16 protein-coding genes are annotated in these 18,284 nt (G+C 71.9%); 3 read left to right on the top strand and 13 right to left on the bottom strand.

The window, feature by feature from the left end:
• Nucleotides 1–444 precede the first annotated feature (444 nt).
• Nucleotides 445–1,239 carry a putative protein N(5)-glutamine methyltransferase gene (locus ACFQS1_RS33660; RefSeq protein ID WP_378976050.1) on the top strand — a complete coding sequence of 265 codons (795 nt, stop codon included), beginning with the start codon at nucleotides 445–447 and terminating at the stop codon, nucleotides 1,237–1,239.
• Between the two features lie 20 nt (nucleotides 1,240–1,259).
• On the top strand, nucleotides 1,260–2,345 hold the full coding sequence (locus ACFQS1_RS33655) for a DUF1444 domain-containing protein (protein ID WP_378976049.1): 1,086 nt from the start codon (nucleotides 1,260–1,262) through the stop codon (nucleotides 2,343–2,345).
• 147 nt (nucleotides 2,346–2,492) lie between these two features.
• On the opposite strand, the gene ACFQS1_RS33650 is transcribed toward ACFQS1_RS33655, so the two are convergent.
• From ACFQS1_RS33650 to pepN, 7 genes are all read right to left on the bottom strand, one after another.
• Nucleotides 2,493–3,341, bottom strand: a complete 849-nt coding sequence (locus ACFQS1_RS33650; RefSeq protein ID WP_378976048.1) for a DegV family protein — start codon at nucleotides 3,339–3,341, stop codon at nucleotides 2,493–2,495.
• Between the two features lie 126 nt (nucleotides 3,342–3,467).
• Nucleotides 3,468–3,743, bottom strand: coding sequence for a hypothetical protein (locus tag ACFQS1_RS33645; RefSeq protein ID WP_378976047.1), 276 nt, complete (start codon nucleotides 3,741–3,743; stop codon nucleotides 3,468–3,470).
• Between the two features lie 205 nt (nucleotides 3,744–3,948).
• The gene (locus ACFQS1_RS33640) at nucleotides 3,949–4,578 is read right to left on the bottom strand and encodes a histidine phosphatase family protein (RefSeq protein WP_378976046.1); all 630 of its coding nucleotides are present in this window, start codon (nucleotides 4,576–4,578) and stop codon (nucleotides 3,949–3,951) included.
• Nucleotides 4,575–4,964 (bottom strand): ribosome silencing factor, encoded by a 390-nt coding sequence (gene rsfS / locus ACFQS1_RS33635; RefSeq protein ID WP_378976045.1) that lies wholly within the window; start codon nucleotides 4,962–4,964, stop codon nucleotides 4,575–4,577. Before rsfS ends, ACFQS1_RS33640 begins: the two co-directional genes overlap by 4 nt.
• A 39-nt stretch (nucleotides 4,965–5,003) precedes the next feature.
• Nucleotides 5,004–5,603: a nicotinate-nucleotide adenylyltransferase gene (nadD, locus tag ACFQS1_RS33630; RefSeq protein ID WP_378976044.1), complete on the bottom strand. Its 600-nt coding sequence runs from the start codon at nucleotides 5,601–5,603 to the stop codon at nucleotides 5,004–5,006.
• Between the two features lie 55 nt (nucleotides 5,604–5,658).
• The gene (locus ACFQS1_RS33625) at nucleotides 5,659–7,164 is read right to left on the bottom strand and encodes an ATP-binding protein (RefSeq protein ID WP_378976043.1); all 1,506 of its coding nucleotides are present in this window, start codon (nucleotides 7,162–7,164) and stop codon (nucleotides 5,659–5,661) included.
• A 61-nt stretch (nucleotides 7,165–7,225) separates the two neighbouring features.
• Entirely contained in the window at nucleotides 7,226–9,709 is a 2,484-nt protein-coding gene (gene pepN, locus ACFQS1_RS33620; RefSeq protein ID WP_378976042.1) for an aminopeptidase N, read from the bottom strand.
• Between the two features lie 225 nt (nucleotides 9,710–9,934).
• Here pepN and trpS point away from each other — a divergent pair, with 225 nt between their 5' ends.
• Nucleotides 9,935–10,951, top strand: a complete 1,017-nt coding sequence (gene trpS, locus ACFQS1_RS33615; RefSeq protein WP_378976041.1) for a tryptophan--tRNA ligase — start codon at nucleotides 9,935–9,937, stop codon at nucleotides 10,949–10,951.
• A gap of 92 nt (nucleotides 10,952–11,043) precedes the next feature.
• Here the strand turns inward: trpS and obgE are convergent, their stop codons facing one another.
• From obgE to ACFQS1_RS33585, 6 genes are all read right to left on the bottom strand, one after another.
• Complete coding sequence (gene obgE / locus ACFQS1_RS33610; protein WP_378976040.1) at nucleotides 11,044–12,552, bottom strand: GTPase ObgE; 1,509 nt, start codon at nucleotides 12,550–12,552, stop codon at nucleotides 11,044–11,046.
• A 79-nt stretch (nucleotides 12,553–12,631) separates the two neighbouring features.
• Nucleotides 12,632–12,889: a 50S ribosomal protein L27 gene (gene rpmA / locus ACFQS1_RS33605; RefSeq protein ID WP_378976039.1), complete on the bottom strand. Its 258-nt coding sequence runs from the start codon at nucleotides 12,887–12,889 to the stop codon at nucleotides 12,632–12,634.
• A 9-nt stretch (nucleotides 12,890–12,898) separates the two neighbouring features.
• Nucleotides 12,899–13,213 carry a 50S ribosomal protein L21 gene (gene rplU / locus ACFQS1_RS33600; protein ID WP_328466382.1) on the bottom strand — a complete coding sequence of 105 codons (315 nt, stop codon included), beginning with the start codon at nucleotides 13,211–13,213 and terminating at the stop codon, nucleotides 12,899–12,901.
• 156 nt (nucleotides 13,214–13,369) lie between these two features.
• Nucleotides 13,370–13,876 (bottom strand): hypothetical protein, encoded by a 507-nt coding sequence (locus ACFQS1_RS33595; protein ID WP_378976038.1) that lies wholly within the window; start codon nucleotides 13,874–13,876, stop codon nucleotides 13,370–13,372.
• A 110-nt stretch (nucleotides 13,877–13,986) separates the two neighbouring features.
• A complete protein-coding gene (locus tag ACFQS1_RS33590; protein ID WP_378976037.1) occupies nucleotides 13,987–17,388 on the bottom strand; it encodes an Rne/Rng family ribonuclease in 3,402 nt (1,133 codons plus the stop codon).
• Nucleotides 17,389–17,523: 135 nt separating this feature from the next.
• On the bottom strand, nucleotides 17,524–18,279 hold the full coding sequence (locus ACFQS1_RS33585; protein WP_378976036.1) for a TIGR03936 family radical SAM-associated protein: 756 nt from the start codon (nucleotides 18,277–18,279) through the stop codon (nucleotides 17,524–17,526).
• Nucleotides 18,280–18,284 lie beyond the last annotated feature (5 nt).

Here is an 18,284-nt window from a genome sequence, read left to right as displayed (position 1 = left end):
GGATCGGACTCCGGCACCGCTGCCATGGCCTCGGGCGGCGTGGGCTCGGGCGGCGGCGCGGCCCCGGACGGCGGCACGGACTCTGTGGCCTCGGACGGCGGCGAGGGCAGCGGATCCAGGTCGACGTCGTCCGGCCACGAGCTGACCACGTCCGTCCATTCCAGCGGCTCACCGACCTCCGCCAGCTCGGACAGCGCCTTCGTGTAGCGGGACATCACCGTCGGCCCGCCATGGAGGACACGGCGAGGGGCCGCGGTGGCGGCCTGGTCGCGTACATCGTGGGTCGTCGCGGCCAGGACCGACCGCAGCCTTGCCGCTACGACGTCGTCCTCTCGCACGCCCGGCACGGTAGGGAATTCGCGTGATCTCTGCCGGAGGCCCTGTGGACAACCCCGAACTGTGGATAACTCCCACGCGCGGCGCTTCTGTGCTAAGGACTGGCATGTGAAATCGGGGATTTCGGCGCCCGCCGTCGACCAGGCGATCATTCGGCTACGGGCCGCGGGCTGCGTGTTCGCCGAGGACGAGGCGGCGGTGCTGGCCGGCGCGGCGACCGACGAGGCCGCGCTGACCGCGATGGTCGATCGGCGCGCGCTGGGCGAGCCACTCGAGCAGGTCGTCGGCTTCGCCGACTTCTGCGGGGTCCGGGTCCGGCTCCGTCCGGGGGTTTTTGTCCCACGCGTACGCAGTGAGCTCCTGGTCCGCACGGCCGCGGAGGACGCCGAGCGCGGCGCGGTCGTGGTCGACCTCTGCTGCGGATCGGGCGCCCTGGGCCTGGCCGTCCGGGCGTTGCGGCCGGAGATCGAGTTGCACGCGGCCGACGTCGACCCGGTCGCGGTCGCCTGTGCCCGCGACAACCTCGGCCGGAACGTCCACCAGGGCGATCTCTTCGAGGCTCTGCCCGGCGGCCTGCGCGGCCGGATCACGGTGCTGCTGGCCAACGTGCCCTACGTCGCCACCCGCCACATCCCGCTGCTGCCGTCCGAGGCTCGCGATCACGAACCGCGCACCGCCCTGGACGGCGGCGACGACGGCCTCGACATCTTCCGCGCCGTGGTCGCACATGCCGGCGAGTGGCTGGCGCCCCGCGGCATCCTGCTTTCGGAGATCACCGAGGCACAGGTTCCCGCGGCGATCGAGGCCGTGCGGAACGCCGGACTCGACGCTGACCTGCGCTTCGACGACAATCTCGAGGCCCGGGTCATCCGCGGGCGAAAAAGTGTCGGTGCCGTGCGCTAAGGTCGGCGGCCTCAAGGGAGATGGGGCGTCGGGTGGGCCTGCTGGAGAGGATTGCCCGAGCGCGGCTCGGCGGTCAGGTCATCCGCCGGTTGCGCCGAGCAGGGTTCACCGACGCACGGTACGACGCACGCGGTTTCCGGGTCCGCTTCACCGCGGACGGCGACGAGACGCCGACGATCCTGGAGCTTGCCCCGCTGCTGGCGGCGCGCGGCAGGCGACGGAGAGGCCAGGTGGATCGGTTCGTCGCCGGCCTGGTGACAACTCCCCGGCTGCCGCTGGACTGGGCGGAGGCCCGGCCGCTGCTGCGCCCCGTGTTGCGCGGTGGCACGCCGGGATTGCCACTGAGGCGCCCGGTCCTGCCGTTCCTGTTCGAGTACGTGGTGGTCGATCTGCCGGACACCATGACCTACGTCGGGCCGGACCAGCCGGCCGGTTGGGGGGTGAGCGCGGAGGAGGTCTTCGCGGCGGCCCGGGCAAACCTGTCCGGGGCGGTGCTGCACGGCGTCGCGAGCGAGCCGGTCGTGGTCCGGTTCGTGGACGACGGGGACGCCTACTGGACGTCGCACCTGCTGCTGGAGCACTGGCTCGAGCGGATGGAGGGGCAGGTCGGCGGGACGCCGGTGGCGTTCGCGCCGGAGCGCGGCACGCTCCTGGTCACGGCGGACGGGAGCGAGCACCTGCGAGGGCTCTTCACCCAGGCGGAAGAGATCTACGCGGCCTCGTCACGGCCGATAACACCCATGGCGTACGGGTACGACGAGTACGGCTGCACGGTGCCGTACAAGGCGCCATCGGGCCACCCGCTGCACCAGGCGGTCCGCCGCGCCGAACGGGTGCTGGCCGTCCACGAGTACACCCGCCAGGCCCTGCAACCACCGGAGGCGGCGGCCGCGCCCATGGCCGAGCTGCGGCTGATGGGCTCGGACGAGCAGGGATGGCGCACGCGCGCGGTCTGGGACGGCAAGGAGCCGGCGCTGCTCCCCGAGGCCGACGAGGTGCAGATCGGCGACCAGGTGTGCGCCTGGCGCGAGGTCCTCCCGCACCTGAGGGTGGCCGCGGGCTACGAGCCGACCCGCTGGGTCATCGACAGCTGGCCGGCCACCTGACCAGCCGCCCGCAGCCGGCCCAAAGACGGACGCGGGCAACACCCGGACGCGGGCACGGGAGGCGCGGACAGGGCCGCGGGCGCGAAGGCGCGGGCACGGACGGCGCGGGCGCGAAGCAGCGGGCGCGAAGGCGCGGGCGCAGGCAGGTCAGGGGCGCCGGTGGACGACGACGCCGGCGAGGCCCGGGCCTACGTGGGCGGCCACGACCGCGCCTATCTCGGTGATGTAGCAGTCTTGCAGGCGGTCGGAGAGGCGCATGGCGATGGAGTCGGCCAGGGCGGCTGCTCGCTCGGGGGCCTCGAGGTGGTGGACGGCGATGTCGACCTCGCCCTCGCCGGACGCCTCCACCGCCAGGTCCACCAGCTTGGCCAGGGCCCGGCCGGCGGTGCGGACCTTGTCGCGCACCACGATGCCGCCGTCCGCGACGTGGAGGATGGGCTTCACCGCCAGGGCCGTGCCGAGCAGGGCCGACGCGGCGCCGATGCGGCCTCCGCGGCGGAGGAACTCCAGGGTGTCGACGTAGAAGAGGGTGCTCACCCGGGAGGCGTGGTCGGCGGCCGCCGCGCGTACGGAATCCAGGTCTTGGCCTCGGGTTGCCGCCGCGGCGGCGGCCAGGGCGGCGAAGCCCAGGCCCATCCCGGTGGTTTTGCTGTCGACCACCCGGACCTGGTCGCCTATCTCGGTGGCGGCCAGGCACGCCGCCTCGTAGGTCCCGGACAGCTTGGCCGACAGGTGGACCGAGACGATGCCGTCGGCGCCGGCCTTCAAGAGCCGGTGGTACGCGTCGGCGAACTGCGACGGGGCGGGACGGGACGTGCTGACGGCGAAGCGGCGGGCGCTCAGGGCGCGGGCCACCTCGGCGGGCTGGATCTGCAGGCCCTCCAGACCCTCGGCGCCGTTGATCACCACGGTGAGAGGGACGACGGTCAGGTCATACGAGCCGCTCAACTCGGCGGGCAGGTACGCGGTGGAGTCGGTGACGACCGCGACGGGCATGCGACGCACGTTAACCGATCGGAGCCCGCCAGACCGCACCGGCGCGGAACGAAACGATCAGGCGGCACGCACGACAGTGGATCACGGGCGCGCAAAAGGCGATCACGCGGCGCCCAAAGCAGGCGATCACGCCGGACGCACCGCGGACACGATGAAGGGGATGCCCTGCTGGCAGGTGGACATCATCTTGGGCTCCGAACGGCCGGTCACGGTGACCTTGCGGCCCACGGGCGCCTCGGCCTTCAGCGACGAATCGTCGAAGAACAGCAGGTGAGAACCGGCGTCATCCTTGATCAGGCGGCAGTTGGGCTCGACACCGGCCTCGACCGTCCCGGTGATTGTCTCGGCGTTGCTCGCGGTGGTGCCGGAGGTGGCGCCGGCCCCCGAGGGGGAGGCGGACAAAGTGGGGGAGGCGGACAAAGAGGGGGAGGCGGACAGAGAGCTGGGCGCGGAGGCGGACGGAAGCGGCGAAACGGACCCGGACGGCGCGCCGGCGGGCTCCGTCCCCCCGCCGCCGCAACCGGCCAGGCCGAGAACGAGCGTCACCAGAACGGCAGCACGACGGATCCGCATGGTTGTGGGACGCTACCGGATCCCCGGGAGTTCCTCAGGCCGGCGGTGGAACCGGCCGGTCGGTGAACCGCCCCACGTTGTACGCCGCGACCTGCCACCCTCGATCACGGTCGTGGGTGAGCTCGACCCAATGGCAGTTCTGCAGCGCGCGCAGCGTGCGCAACTGCGCCGGCGGCCACCCCAGCAGCTGCCCGACGCCCTGCCGGGCCGCCGACCCGTGCGTGGCCACCACGACCGTGCCGCCCGGCGGCGCCAGCGCGGCCGCCTCATGCAGCGCCTCGCAGACGCGTTTGCCCAGATCGGGCAGGCTCTCGACCGCGCCGCCGACCTCCTGGCCGCGTTTCCACCGGTCGTACTGGTCGGGGTGCCGCTCGGCCACCTCGATCATGGTGAGGCCCTGCCAGTCGCCGAAGTACCGCTCGCGGAGGCGCTTGTCGTAGCTGATCGACAGGCCGGTCAGGGCGGCCAGCGCGGCGGCGGTGTCGGCGGCGCGCTGCAGGTCGCTGGAGACGATCGCGTCGGGCCGCATCTTGACCAGCAGCTCGGCGGCGTCGACCGCCTGCTGCCGGCCGACCGCGTTCAGCGGCACGTCGGTCTGCCCCTGGACGCGATGACCCGCGTTCCAGTCGGTGTTGCCGTGCCGCCAAACGATCAAGCGACTCACGATGCGTCGGCGTCGGCCAGATCTCGGTCGACGAACGGAATCGTCGGGCAGTCCTTCCACAGCTTGTCGAGGGCGTAGAACTCCCGCTCCTCGGCGTGCTGGACGTGGACGACGATGTCGACGTAGTCGAGCAGCACCCACCGGCCCTGACGCTCGCCCTCGCGGCGCACGGGTTTCGCCTTTTCCGGCAGGTTGACCAGGGCTTCCTCGATCGCGTCGACGATCGCGATGACCTGCCGCTCGTTGGACGCGGAGGCGATCACGAAGGCGTCGGTGATGTAGAGCTGCTCGGCGACGTCGATGACGACAATGTCCTGCGCCTTCTTGTCGGCGGCGGCCTGCGCGGCCGTCATCGCCAGTTCAAGCGCGCGTTCGCTGACGGGCAAGAGCGTCCCCTCGTTCGGTGTCCTGGAGATACAAGCGTCTCACACCCGTGTGACATTTCCCGAGCCCCGATACAGGCCCCGCTTGTTGATGTACTGCACAACACCATCGGGAACCAGATACCACACCGGCTGGCCCTCGGCCACGCGCGTCCGGCAGGCGGACGAGGAGATCGCCATGGCCGGCACTTCGACGAGGCTGACCGAATCCTCCGGGAGGTGGTCGTCGGAAAGCTCGAACCCGGGCCGGGTGACGCCCACGAAGTGCGCCATCCGGAACATTTCCATCGCGTCCTTCCAGCTCAGGATGCGAGCGAGCGCATCGGCGCCGGTGATGAAGTACAGCTTGGCGTCGGACCCGAAGATCGCTCGCATGTCTCGCAGGGTGTCGACGGTGTAGGTGGGCCCGTCGCGGTCGATGTCGGCCCGGCTGACGTGGAAGCGCGGGTTCGAGGCGGTCGCGATGACCGTCATCAGGTAGCGGTCCTCGGCCGGGGAGACCCTGCCCTTCTCGTACGGCTGGCCGGTGGGCACGAAGACGACCTCGTCCAGGTCAAAGCGGGCCTGCACCTCGCTGGCGGCCACCAGGTGGCCGTGGTGGATCGGATCGAAGGTTCCACCCATGATCCCGATCCGGCGCATCAGCAAAATATAGGCCCTTTTCCGATCAAGGGCGGCCCTCGAGCGGCGACGGGGATCAATCGTCCAGTCTGTCGCGCACCGCCGCCAGCAGGTCGTCCGCCGTGAACGGCTTCTCCAGCAGAGCCACGCCGGGATCGAGCGTGCCCTGCGAATGCAGCACGGGCTGGGCGTACCCGGACATGTAGAGCACCCGGGTGGCCGGACGCACCCCGGTCAGCCGCTCGGCCAGTTCCTTGCCCAGCATCCCGGGCATCACCACGTCGCTCAGCAGCAGGTCGATCGGCCCCTCGTGCTCCGCCGCGAGCTCCAGCGCCGCCGGCCCGCACGGGGCGGCTAGCACCCGATAGCCGGCGCCGCTCAGGATCCGCCCGGCGACGTCCCGCAACGCCTCCTCGTCCTCCACCACCAGCAGCGTCTCCCCGCGCCCCCGCTCCGGCGATTTGTCGCCGACCGGCGACAGATCCGATTTCTCGGCGGAGGCCGGCAGGAGCACGGTCACCGTGGTCCCCAGCCCCTCCGAGGACGCCAGGCTGACCTCCCCGCCGGCCTGCGTGACGATGCCGTACACGGTGGCGAGGCCCAGCCCGGATCCCCCTCCGCTGCCTTTTGTCGTGAAAAATGGTTCGAAGGCTCGTTCGACGACTTCGGGCGGCATGCCCTGTCCCGAATCGCTGACCCGGAGCCGCACCTGATCGCCGTGCCGCGAGGTGTCGATCACCAGATCGCCGCCGCTCGGCATGGCATCCCGGGCATTGACCGCCAGGCACACCAGAAGCTGCTCGATCTGCCCCGGGTCGCACACCACGGCCGGCAGCCCCGGCGCGGCCCGCACCAGCAGGCTGATGTGCTCCCCCAGCGTCCGCCGCAGCATCTCCTCGACCGAGGAGATCACCGCGTTGAGGTCCAGCACCTGCGGCCGCACAACCTCCCGCCGCGCGAAGGACAGCAACTGATGCGTCAGATCGGTCCCCCGCTCCCCGGCCCGCACCACCTGCCGCGCGTCCGCCGCGATCGCCTTCAGGTCCGGCGACGGCGACTCCGCCTCCTCGATGACGAAGTTCGCGTAGTTCACGATCACGCCGAGCATGTTGTTGAAGTCGTGCGCTATCCCGCCCGCCAGCTGCCCGAGGCTCTCCAGCCGCTGGCTGCGGTGCATCTGCGCCTCGGCCCGCAGCCGTGCCTTCTCCTGCTCGGCGCGCGCCCGTTCGCTGAGGTCCCGGACCACGCAGACGGCGAGCCGGCCCTGCGGTGTGTCGACGAGCGACACCGACGACTCGACGGGGATCTCGACGCCGTCCCCTCGGCGGATGGTCGCGGTCACCGCCCCCACCGGCCCCGCCCGGCCCTCCGCGAGCCGCTTGCGCCGCCCGGGCGGCATCAGCCGGGCGTCGTCGGTGACCAGGGACTCGATGTGGGTGCCGAGCAGCTCGTCGCGGCGCCGGCCGTACAGCTCCTCGGCCCGGTCGTTGACCAGCACGATCCGCCCGTCGCCCGCCGTGACCAGGATCGCGTCCGGGGCGGCCCGCAGCAGGCCACCGGCGAGCTCCTCCGACCACTCCACGCATACCCCCTTGGGGCGAGGGTAGCGGCTGGGAGCGGTGGGCAAGATGGGTTCGCGAAGGTCAGGAGCGCGCGTCGAGCGCCTTGCGCATGTCGTCGTCCAGGTCCTGCACGACCCGCCGCAGGATCGGGTCGAGATGTTCGTGGGCCAACAGCTCGGCGGCGAGTCGCCGGGTCTCCGGGTCGACAACCACATCCGGGTACGCGAGCCCGGCCGTCCGCTCCGCGCTCATCCCGCTCCGGAGCCGCATCATCGACGGCATCTCGGCGAAGTACCGGGGCACGTACGGGGCCAGCAGTCCGAGCTGCTCCGGCTGCCAGAAGCCGGAGGCCGTCATCTCGACGAGCCGGTTGGAGAGCGAGACGTCCTCGACGATCGCCGCCCAGGCCGCGGCCTTCGCGTCGGCGTCGGGCACCGCGGCCCGGCACCGCGCGGCCCACTGCTCGCCGGTGGAGCTACGGTCCCGCTCGAACTCGGCGTCGATCTCGGCCCGGCCCGCCGCGCCCAGCACGACCAGGCGATAGAGGATCAGCCACCGCAGGTCGGCGTCGATCGCCAGCCCTTCCGGCACGCCCGTGCCGGCCAGCCAGTCCTGCAGGCGTGCCGTCTCGACCGTGGCCCCGATCAACCCGCGCGCCGCCGCGAGCTGCCGCGACCCGCCCGGCTCCGAAGCGGCGAGCAGGCGGTCGGTGGCCTGGGCGACCAGCTCGAGCGCGGCCGGCCGGGTCTCGGCGGTGGCGTAGCGGTCGACCAGGCCACGGGTGGCCCGCAGCACGTCCTCGACGATCACCACCTCGGTCTCCATCGGCAACGCCGCCAGCACGAGCGTGACCAGCTCGGCGACCGGCCGCTCGCCGTCCACCACGGCGTCCAGGGTCGAGGCCCAGAGCACCGCGCGCGCCAGCGAGTCGTCGATCAGCGGCAGCAGGCTGGGCACCGCCGCCGCCGACGCCTCGTCGAGCCGGATCTTCGCGTACGTGAGATCGCCGTCGTTGAGCAGCAGCAGGCCGGACTTGTCGGAAACGTCCGAGAGACCGGAGATCTCCGTCCGCTCCGTCGCGGCGATTTCCGCCGAGACCAGCGACTGCCGCACGACAGCGCCGTCCGCGCCCTGTTCGTAGCGGCCGATCTCGAGCCGATGCGGCCGGAGCGTCGGATACTCCGCGGGAGCGGTCTGCAGCACGGCAACCGAACCGTCCGCGCCGATCGACGTACGCAAGGTGTTGACCTGCGCCCGCCGCAACCACACCGCGGCCCACGCCGAGAGATCCCGCCCGCTGGCCGCGGCCAGCGCCGACAGCAGGTCGTCGAGCGTGGCGTTCCCGTACGCGTGCGCCGCGAAGTGCGCGTTGAGCCCGCGCCGGAACGCCTCGTCGCCCACCCAGGCGACCAGCTGCTTGAGGGTCGCCGCGCCCTTCGCGTACGAGATGCCGTCGAAGTTGAGAAGCGCCTCGTCGGTGTCCGCCACCGACTCGGGCGCCACCGGATGGGTCGACGGATGCTGGTCGGCCCGCAGTCCCCAGGCCTTGCGCTGCATGGCGAAGGTGGTCCAGGTCCCGGTGAACCGGGTCGCCTCCGCCGCGACCCGCGTGCCCAGGTACTCGGCGAACGACTCGTTCAGCCACAGGTCGTCCCACCAGGCCATGGTCACCAGGTCGCCGAACCACATGTGCGCCATCTCGTGCGCGATCACGTTGGCCCGGGCCTCGCGCTGGCTCTCGGTGACCGCCGAGCGATAGATCATCTCGTCCCGGAAGATCACCAGGCCGGGGTACTCCATGGCGCCGAAGTTGAACTCGGGCGCGAACGCCTGCTGGTAGTGCCCGAAGGGGTACCTGATGTCGAACATCTCGTGATAGCGGTCGAGGCACTGCTTGGTGACCGTGAACAGCTCCTCGGCCTGCTCATCGAGGTGCTCGGCGAGCGCGGCGCGCACGTACAGCGCCAGCGGGATGCCGTCGTGCGAATCGGTCACCGCGTGGAACGGACCGGCGAACAGCGTGGCCAGGTAGGTCGAGATCGGCTTCGTCGGGGCGAAGGACCACTCGCCGGCCGAGTGCGAGACCAGCTCGCCGTTGGCCGCCACCTTCCAGGTCTCGGGAGCGGTCACCGACACCTTGACGGACGCCTTCATGTCGGGCTGGTCGAAGGCCGGCAGCACCCGCCCCGCGTTGTTGATGAACAGGTGCTGGTAGAGGTAGACGTTCCCGTCGGCCGGATCGACGTACTTGTGCAGCCCTTCGCCCGTGTTCGAGTACCGCATCGTGGCGGTCACGGCGAGCTCGTTCGAGGCGGCCAGATCGGAGAGCATCAGCCGCCCGTCCGCCATGGCCGACGACGGCACTGCCTGCCCGTTCAGCGTCAGAGACGAGACCGAGACCGGCTCGAACTCCAGAAACGTGGCCGCACCCGGCGTGGCCGAGAAGCGCACCACGGTACGCGACGCGAAGGTGTCCCCGTCCGCGGTGACGTCGAGGTGGATCTCGTACTCGTGGACATCGACGAGGGCGGCGCGGGTAGCGGCCTCGGCACGGGTGAGCGGCATGACGACCATCATGCCTGCCGGTCCCGGACGGCACACGGTCGCCTCGCGGTGCGACCGAGCGCTACCATGGAGGACATGCGCGCGCTCAACCTCTGCTGGTGGCTGCCCTGACGGGCGGCTCACCCACGCGCATGACCTCATCCGCGGCCGCCCCTTCCGGGCGGCCGTTTCGCATGCAGCGAGGCCGATCCCGGCGGGGCAGCCCGTACCCGGAAGGAACCGGCCATGAAACGACTCACCGGCTTTCAGCCCACCGGCAACCTGCACCTCGGCAACCTGCTCGGCGCCATGCGCCCGCTCGTGCGGGATCAGCAGGAGGTCGGGTCGATCGCCATGATCGCCGACCTGCACGCGATGACCATGGAACACGATCCACAGGTGCTCCGGCAGAAGACCCTCGAGGTGGCCACGCTGCTGCTGGCCGCCGGCGTCGATCCGAAACGCACCCCGCTGATCGCCCACTCACAGATCCCCGAGCACACCGAGCTGCACTACCTGCTCGAATGCGTCTGTCACTTCGGCGAGGCGGCTCGCATGATCCAGTTCAAGGAGAAGTCGGCCGCCCATTCGCCCGGGTTCTCCGCGCCGTCCGAAGGACCAGGCGCCGGTGGCAAGCAGAGCGCGCCGGTGCGGCTCAGCCTGCTCAGCTACCCCGTCCTGATGGCCGCCGACATCCTCGTGCACGACGTCCACCAGGTTCCGGTCGGCGAAGATCAAAATCAGCACCTCGAGCTCGCCCGCACGCTCGCCACCAGGTTCAACGCGCGCTACGGCGAGACCTTCGTGGTGCCCGAGGGGGTCCGGCCCGAGTCGGCCGCCCGGATCATGGATCTGGCCGACCCGTCCGCCAAGATGAGCAAGAGCGCGCGCTCGTCGGCCGGCCGCATCGGGCTGCTCGACCCGCCCGAGCTGATCCGCCGGACGATCTCCCGGGCGGTCACCGACACCGTCGGCGTCGTCCGGCACGATCCGGAGAACCAGCCGGGCGTCACCAACCTGCTGGCGATCCTGGCCGAGTGCACCGGTGAGGCGCCGGGCGCGTACACGTCCTACGGCGCCCTCAAGCGCGACGTCACCGATGCGGTGGAGGCACTGCTGGCACCCATCCGCAAGCGTTACGCCGAGCTGTCCGACGACCCCGGCTACGTCCGCGAGATCTTGGCGGAGGGCAAGGCCGCCGTGCGGCCTGCGGCGCTTGCGACGGTACGGCGTGCGCGCGGCGCGATCGGTCTGCTGGACTAGCGCCGCCGTCGAAGTCGGAGACAGGCTGCGGCGTGGCCCAGGCATTGTCTGGCGTCACGCCGCAGGACCGGCGACCCCCATCGGCCGACCCCCTACTCGTCGGTGTCGTCCTCGTCGTCGTCCTCGTCGGTGACGAGCACCGGCCGCTGGGCGTTGGCCAGCGTGCTGACCGTGCCGTCGGCGGACATGTGCAGCAGCTCGTCGTCGGAGCGGACGCGCCGGGCCTTGCGGGCGGCGAGCCGCTGCGCCGCGGTGGCCCGGCCGCTCTCCTCCTCGAGGCGGGCGTCGGTGCCGCGCGGCCCGGCCACGAACTCGCCGGCGTTGGGCTGCCAGTCGAACTCCCGGTCGGCGATCCGCACCGGGTCGCCGGGCTGGGCGCCCTTCTTGGCCAGCTCGGCCTCGACGCCGAGCCGCTCGAGCCGGTCGGCGAGGTAGCCGACGGCCTCCTCGTTGTCGAAGTTGGTCTGCCGGATCCAGCGCTCGACCTTGATGCCGCGCACCACGTAGACGCCGTCGGAGTCCTGCTCGACCGTGAAGCCGCTCTCGTCCACCGCGCGGGGGCGCACCACGACCCGGGTCGGCTCGGCCGGCGGCTTGGCCAGCCGGTGTTCCTCGACGACCGCGGCCAGCGCGTACACCAGCTCCTTGAGTCCCTCGCGGGTCACCGCGCTGACCTCGAAGACGCGGTATCCGCGCGCCTCCAGGTCGGGGCGGACCATCTCGGCGAGGTCGCGGCCGTCCGGAATGTCGATCTTGTTGAGCACCACCAGCCGGGGGCGGTCCTCGAGACCGCCGTACGCGGCCAGCTCGGCCTCGATCGCGTCGAGGTCGGCCAGGGGGTCGCGCTCGATCTCGGGCGCGGCCGCGTCGAGCACGTGCACCAGCACCGAGGTGCGCTCGATGTGCCGCAGGAACTGCATGCCCAGGCCCTTGCCGGTGGCCGCGCCCGGGATCAGGCCCGGCACGTCGGCCACCGTGAAGGTCTGGTCGCCGGCCTGGACCACGCCGAGGTTGGGCACCAGCGTGGTGAACGGGTAATCGGCGATCTTGGGCTTGGCCGCCGACATCACCGAGATCAGCGACGACTTGCCGGCCGACGGGAAGCCGACCAGACCCACGTCGGCGACGCTCTTGAGCTCGAGCACCACGTCGAGCCGGTCGCCGGGCTCGCCCAGCTCGGCGAAGCCGGGGACCTTGCGGCGGGTGTTCGCCAGCGAAGCGTTGCCCCGGCCGCCGCGACCGCCGCGGGCCACCACGAAGCTGGTGCCGGCGCCGACCAGGTCGGCCAGCACCTCGCCGTCCGCGGTCTGCACGACCGTGCCGTCCGGCACCTCGAGGACCAGGTCCTTGCCGTTGGCGCCGTCGCGGTTCGCGCCCGCGCCACCGCCGCCGTTGCCACCCTTGATGTGCGGATGGAAGTGGAAGTCGAGCAGCGTGTGCTGCTGTGGGTCGACGACCAGCGTGATGCTGCCGCCGTGCCCGCCGTTGCCGCCGTCGGGGCCGCCGAGCGGCTTGAATTTCTCCCGGCGCACCGAGACGCAGCCGTGCCCGCCGTCACCCGCCTGCAGGTGCAGCACGACCCGGTCGACGAACGTGGTCACTGCCTTCAACTCCCGTTTTTTCCGGCAAAACACAAGCGGGCCGCGGACCCGAGGGTCCGTGGCCCGCTTGGAAAGAAATTTACTCCGCGACCGGGACGATGCTGACGGTCTTGCGACCGCGGACCGTGCCGAACTGCACGTTGCCGGTGGCCAGCGCGAACAGCGTGTCGTCGCCGCCACGGCCGACGAGCTCGCCCGGGTGGAACTTCGTGCCACGCTGACGGATCAGGATCTCGCCGGCGTTGACCAGCTGACCGCCGAACCGCTTGACGCCGAGCCGCTGCGCGGCGGAGTCACGACCGTTCCGCGAGCTGGAAGCACCCTTTTTGTGAGCCATGAGTGATCCCTACTTCCCGCTCTTGATGCCGGTGACCTTGACGCGGGTCAGCGGCTGACGGTGCCCCTGGCGCTTGTGGTAGCCGGTCTTGTTCTTGAACTTGTGGATCCGGATCTTCGGACCCTTGGTGTGCTCGGCGATCTCGCCGGACACCGTCACGTTGGCAAGCTTGGCCGCGTCGGTCACCAGGTTGTCACCGTCGACGAGGAGGACAGCGGCGAGCGTGAGCGCGTCGCCGGGCGCACCCGCGAGCTTCTCGACCTCGATCACGTCGCCCTCGGCAACCTTGTACTGCTTGCCGCCGGTCTTGACGATCGCGTACATCGGACGCGGACTCCCTGAGACTTACGCAGCGAAGACCGCTGCTTGGCGGATGGTGCTGGCCCGGACGTGCATGAGAACCGGCCCGGGGCACGGCGCATGGAAAAGCGCCGTCGGCAAGCGTACTTCATGCGGCGCGCCGATCCCAATCCGGGGGTTTCAGTCGCGCCCGCACGCCTTGTCGAGCGTACTCGTGATGGCGGCCATCTTCTCGGCGTTGATCTTGGTGAGGTCACCCTTGAACGCCTCGGCCTGCTTGCTCATCCGGGTCAGGGCCGTCTTGAGCGCCTTGTCGTCGGCGAGCTTGGCCATCCCGGACAGCGCCGACGAGAAGCTCGACACGTCCCGGTCGATCTTCTGCTGCGCCTGGGCCTTGGCCGCCGCGCCCTGGCCGGCGGCGTCGATCTGCATCTGCAGGTCGGCGATGAAGGTCTGGCCGAAGCTCGTGGTGGTGCGCTCGGCCTGCGCGCAGATCGCCTTGGTGTTGCTGGACAGCGCCTTGTCGGCCGAGGCGGCCACCGACGGGTCGACCGGCGCGGGCGCCACCACCGAGGCGCCACCGGCACCGGGGGTGGCGCCGGTCGCGGTGGCGGTCGCGTCGCCGCCGGCATCCGAGCAGCCGGCCATCAGCAGCGGGAGCAGAAGAAGGGGCGCGAAGCGTCGCACGGGGATGTCTCCTCGGGGGGAAAGATCGATCCTCGCAGGGTAGCGGACATGGACGGCGGGGAGCGGCTCGGCTGTTAAGTTTCTTTACCAAACCGCTCCCGCACCTGCCGTCACGGGCGGGTACGCCGCCGGGTCCCGCCGCGTCGCGAACGCCGGCGACCCGCGCCCGCGCCCACCGGCTCGTCGTCGTCCTCGTCGTCCTCGTCGGCCGCGTCCGGATCGTCCGACCCGGTCAGCCGCATCGGCTCGGCCGGTTCCGCCACCTCCGCCGGCTCGGCCGCCGGCGCCTCGTAGCGGGACAGGTCGTAGCCGCTGATGTCGTACTCGTCGTCCGGATCGGCCCCGGTCAGCGCGGGCGCGGACACCGACACGATCCCCGAGCCGTGCACCGGGGGCAGGCCGGCCGTGACGGCCACCGGGTCATCGCCCTCGAGAGCCGACGCCCCCGCCGACGTGGTCGCCGCCGGCGCGGTCCCGGCCGGCACGCTCTCCACCGGCGCGATCTCGGCCGGCACGATCTCAGTCGGCGCGATTTCGGCCGGGGCGCTCTCCGCTGCCGCCGCCGACCCGCGCCGGCGGCGGGACCGCGACGAGGTGGCGGCGGGCTGCTGCGGCGCCGGCGGCTGCTCGGTACGGGCGGCCGCCGCGACCGCCTTCACCTGGTTGCCCGCACCGCCGCCGCCGTTGCTCCGCTTCTCCGGCACCGGCTCGGTGTGGATCAGCACACCCCGGCCCTTGCAGTGGTCGCAGGTCTCGCTGAACGCTTCGAGCAGTCCCGACCCGATCCGCTTACGCGTCATCTGCACCAGGCCGAGCGAGGTGATCTCGGTGACCTGGTGCTTCGTACGGTCGCGGCCCAAGCACTCGGTGAGCCGCCGCAGCACCAACTCGCGGTTGCTCTCCAGCACCATGTCGATGAAGTCGATCACCACGATGCCGCCGAGGTCGCGCAGCCGCAGCTGGCGCACGATCTCCTCGGCCGCCTCCAAGTTGTTGCGGGTGACCGTCTCCTCGAGGTTGCCGCCCGCGCCGGTGTACTTGCCGGTGTTCACGTCGACGACCGTCATCGCCTCGGTGCGATCGATCACCAGGTGACCGCCCGAGGGCAGGAACACCTTGCGGTCGAGGCCCTTGAGGATCTGCTCGTCGATCCGCTTGTCGGCGAAGACGTCGGCGGTCCCGGTGTACCGGTGCAGGCGCTCGACCAGGTCCGGCGACACCGAGTTGAGATAGTTCTCCACCTCGGCGTACGCCTGGTCGCCCTGCACCACCAGCTCGCGGAAGTCCTCGTTGAACAGGTCGCGCACCACCCGGATGACCAGGTCGGGCTCCTCGGAGAGGGCGACCGGCGCGTGGCCCTCGGCGGCCTTGCGCTGGATCTCCTCCCACTGCGCCTGCAGCCGCTTGACGTCGCGGGCCAGCTCGTCCTCGCTCGCGCCCTCGGCCGCGGTCCGCACGATCACCCCGGCGCCGTCCGGCACCAGCTTCTTCAGCACGTCCCGCAGGCGCTTGCGCTCGGTGTCGGGCAGCTTGCGGCTGATCCCGGACGCGTTGCCGTTGGGCACGTAGACCAGGTGCCGGCCGGAGAGCGCGATGTGGCTGGACAACCGGGCGCCCTTGTGCCCGATCGGGTCCTTGGTGACCTGCACCAGCACCGAGTCGCCGGACTTCAGCGCCTGCTCGATCGAGCGGGCGCGCCCCTCCAGCCCGGTGGCGTCCCAGTTGACCTCGCCGGCGTAGAGCACCGCGTTGCGGCCCCGGCCGACGTCGACGAACGCCGCCTCCATGCTGGGCAGCACGTTCTGCACCTTGCCGAGGTACACGTTGCCGACCATCGTGCCCGAGCTGATCCGGGACACGTAGTGCTCGACCAGGACACCGTCCTCGAGCACGGCGATCTGGATGCGGTCCGGCTTCTGCCGGACGACCATGACCCGGTCGACCGCCTCGCGGCGGGCCAGGAACTCGGACTCGCTCAGGATCGGCGGACGGGTACGGCGCTGCTCGCGGCCGTCCCGGCGGCGCTGGCGCTTGGCCTCGAGCCGGGTCGAGCCGGAGACGCCCTGCACCTCGTCGGTGCGGCGCGGCTCGCGCACCCGTACGACGGTGTGCACGCCGTCCTCGATGCCCCCGGTCTCGGAGTCACCGCTCGAGCCCTTGCGGCGGCGCCGACGCCGGCGGCGGGTCACCCCGTCGCCCTCGTCGGACTCCTCGTCGCCCTCGTCGGACTCGTCCTCGACGGAGGCCGCGGCGCCCTCCTCGGCCTCGGCGGCCTCGTCATCGTCGTCGGACGGGCCCTTGCCTCGGCCCCGGCCGCGACGGCCACGACGGCGGCGGCGACGGCCGGAGGTGTACTCGTCGTCCTCGGACTCGTCCTCGATGCCCTCCTCGACGTCGTCGGCGGACTCGTCCACCTCGTCGACGGGCGCGGTGACCTCCTCGGTCGCCTCGGCCGGGTCGGCGGCCACGGGCTCGGCCGGCTCCTCGGCGGCGCCGCGACGGCGACGCCGGCTGCGGCGGGAGCCCTCGGCCGGCTCCTCGGCCGGGACCTCGGCGACGGCGGCCTCGGTCTCGGTGACCGCGGGCTCGGCGACGGCCGGCGGCACGGTGGCCGCGGACGGCGCGGTGGCCGCGCCCCGGCGGGACCGGCGGCCGGTCGGGGCCGGCTCGGCCTCGATCGGGTCGGGCGGCATGAAAAGCACGGCCGGAGGCAGCGCGGCGCGGCGGCCACGGCGGCCGGCCGGCTTCTCCTCCTCGACGAAGTCGTCGTCCAGCGGAAGCACGCCGATGATGGGGGCCGGCTCGACCGGCGCCTCGGCGACCGGCTCGTCCTCGGCCGGCGCCTCGACCGCCGGCTCCTCGCCGGCGATCAGCGGCTCGACCGCGACGACCGGCTCCGGCTCGACCGGGGCGGGCGCGGCAGCCTTCTTGCGCCGGCTGCGCGTCGCCTTGACCGGCGGCGCGGCCTCGGCCGCCTCGCCGGCAGCCGACTCACCCGAGCCCGACGAAGCCGACGAACCCGCTGGCTCACCCGAGCCCGCGGAAACAACTGAGCCGGCGGACGCGGCGGACAAGGCCGGCACGGCAGTCTCGCTTGAAGCAGCCGGCTCCGCTGCGGCGGCGGGAGCGGCAGCCGCGGTCGCCTTGCGGCGGCTCCGGGTGGCCTTCGCCGGCTTCACCGGCGGCGCGGCGGCCTCGGTGGCCGCCCCCTCGGCGGCGGCACCCGGCTCGACAGAGCCCGCCGCGGCCGATGCGGTCCCGGCGGCCCCACCCGGGGCAGATCCACCTGCGGCGGACCGACCTGCGGCGGACTCAGCCTCGGCGGATCCAGCGTCGGTCGGCGCCGCTTCGGCCGAAGCGGCAGGCGCCGCGGCCTTGCGGCGCGTGGTCCTCGTGCGACGGGCAGGGGTGGTAGTGGTGCTATCGGCGGCAGTATCGGCGGGTGGCGTTGCCACGTCGCTCGTCTCACCGCGCTCATTTCCCAAAGGGTTTTGGGGCTCGTTATCGAGCATGGGCGCTCTCCAGTTTCTGGCGGCCCCGGGCGCGTTTGAGCGCTGCCACGCAGGGCTGCCGCAAGTGTTTCGGTCCCGGCCGGGTTAGCGGACGGGCGGCCGAAGTCTGCCGTTCGGGCGCAGGCCGCGGTTCAGCTAGCGCCCTCCGATGGCCGCATCCTCGCGATCCGCGTCCAACGGATCGACGATCTCCCCCTGCGCGGTGAGCGTGCCCTGGGCCAGCCGGGTCACCCGTGGGGGCACCGGCGGCTCCAGGCCAGCCACGACACGAAGGCCGGAAAGGACGTCATCGGGTCGTACGGCGGGCGTTACCTGTCGTACGACAAGGTCGATTATCGCACACGGTGCTGGGAACGCCCCGGAAGGTAGGTCGGACTGCTCCGTCACAGCGAAGTGGGTCACTGCGGCCCGGGCGTCGAACGTGCGCCGGCCCTGCTTGGTCATCCGCTCGACCGGCACCTCGCCGGCGTCGAGGAAGGCCTGGACCGCCGCGGCCGCCACCACCGGGTCGACCGAGGGCAGCTCGATCCGCCAGCGGGACGCGTCGATCCGGTCGGCCAGGCTGCCCGCGTCGGCCACCACGGCGTCCAGAACGTCGAGACCAGGGGAAAGGGCGGCGTCGAGGGCGAGCCGGAGCTGGTTCGGGTCGACCTCCGCCCGCAGGCCGATCTCCAGGTACTCCGCCTCGCTGCCGACGCCGGTGGGCGCCGCGCTGGCGTACGAAATCTTGGGGTGTGGGGTGAAGCCCTGGGAGAAGGCGATCGGCACACCGGCCCGCCGCAACGCCCGCTCGAAGGCACGCGCGAAGTCACGGTGTGACGTGAAACGCAGTGGGCCGCGCTTCGCATACCGGATCCGGATCCGCTGGACGACCGGCGCCTGGCCGCCCACCGGCT

This window comes from Paractinoplanes rhizophilus, from assembly GCF_042664765.1.
Taxonomy (GTDB): domain Bacteria; phylum Actinomycetota; class Actinomycetes; order Mycobacteriales; family Micromonosporaceae; genus Actinoplanes; species Actinoplanes rhizophilus.
Note: the sequence above shows the minus strand (reverse complement) of the source record. Positions and strands in the feature narration are given on the sequence as shown.

What these genes read in the sequence shown, in the direction of transcription:
- ACFQS1_RS33655 (WP_378976049.1), top strand. Translation starts at nt 1,260, where the DNA reads ATGGGGCGTCGGGTGGGCCTGCTGGAGAGGATTGCCCGAGCGCGGCTC.
- ACFQS1_RS33650 (WP_378976048.1), bottom strand. Translation starts at nt 3,341, where the DNA reads ATGCCCGTCGCGGTCGTCACCGACTCCACCGCGTACCTGCCCGCCGAG.
- nadD (WP_378976044.1), bottom strand. Translation starts at nt 5,603, where the DNA reads ATGCGCCGGATCGGGATCATGGGTGGAACCTTCGATCCGATCCACCAC.
- pepN (WP_378976042.1), bottom strand. Translation starts at nt 9,709, where the DNA reads ATGCCGCTCACCCGTGCCGAGGCCGCTACCCGCGCCGCCCTCGTCGAT.
- trpS (WP_378976041.1), top strand. Translation starts at nt 9,935, where the DNA reads ATGAAACGACTCACCGGCTTTCAGCCCACCGGCAACCTGCACCTCGGC.
- rpmA (WP_378976039.1), bottom strand. Translation starts at nt 12,889, where the DNA reads ATGGCTCACAAAAAGGGTGCTTCCAGCTCGCGGAACGGTCGTGACTCC.
- rplU (WP_328466382.1), bottom strand. Translation starts at nt 13,213, where the DNA reads ATGTACGCGATCGTCAAGACCGGCGGCAAGCAGTACAAGGTTGCCGAG.
- ACFQS1_RS33590 (WP_378976037.1), bottom strand. Translation starts at nt 17,388, where the DNA reads ATGCTCGATAACGAGCCCCAAAACCCTTTGGGAAATGAGCGCGGTGAG.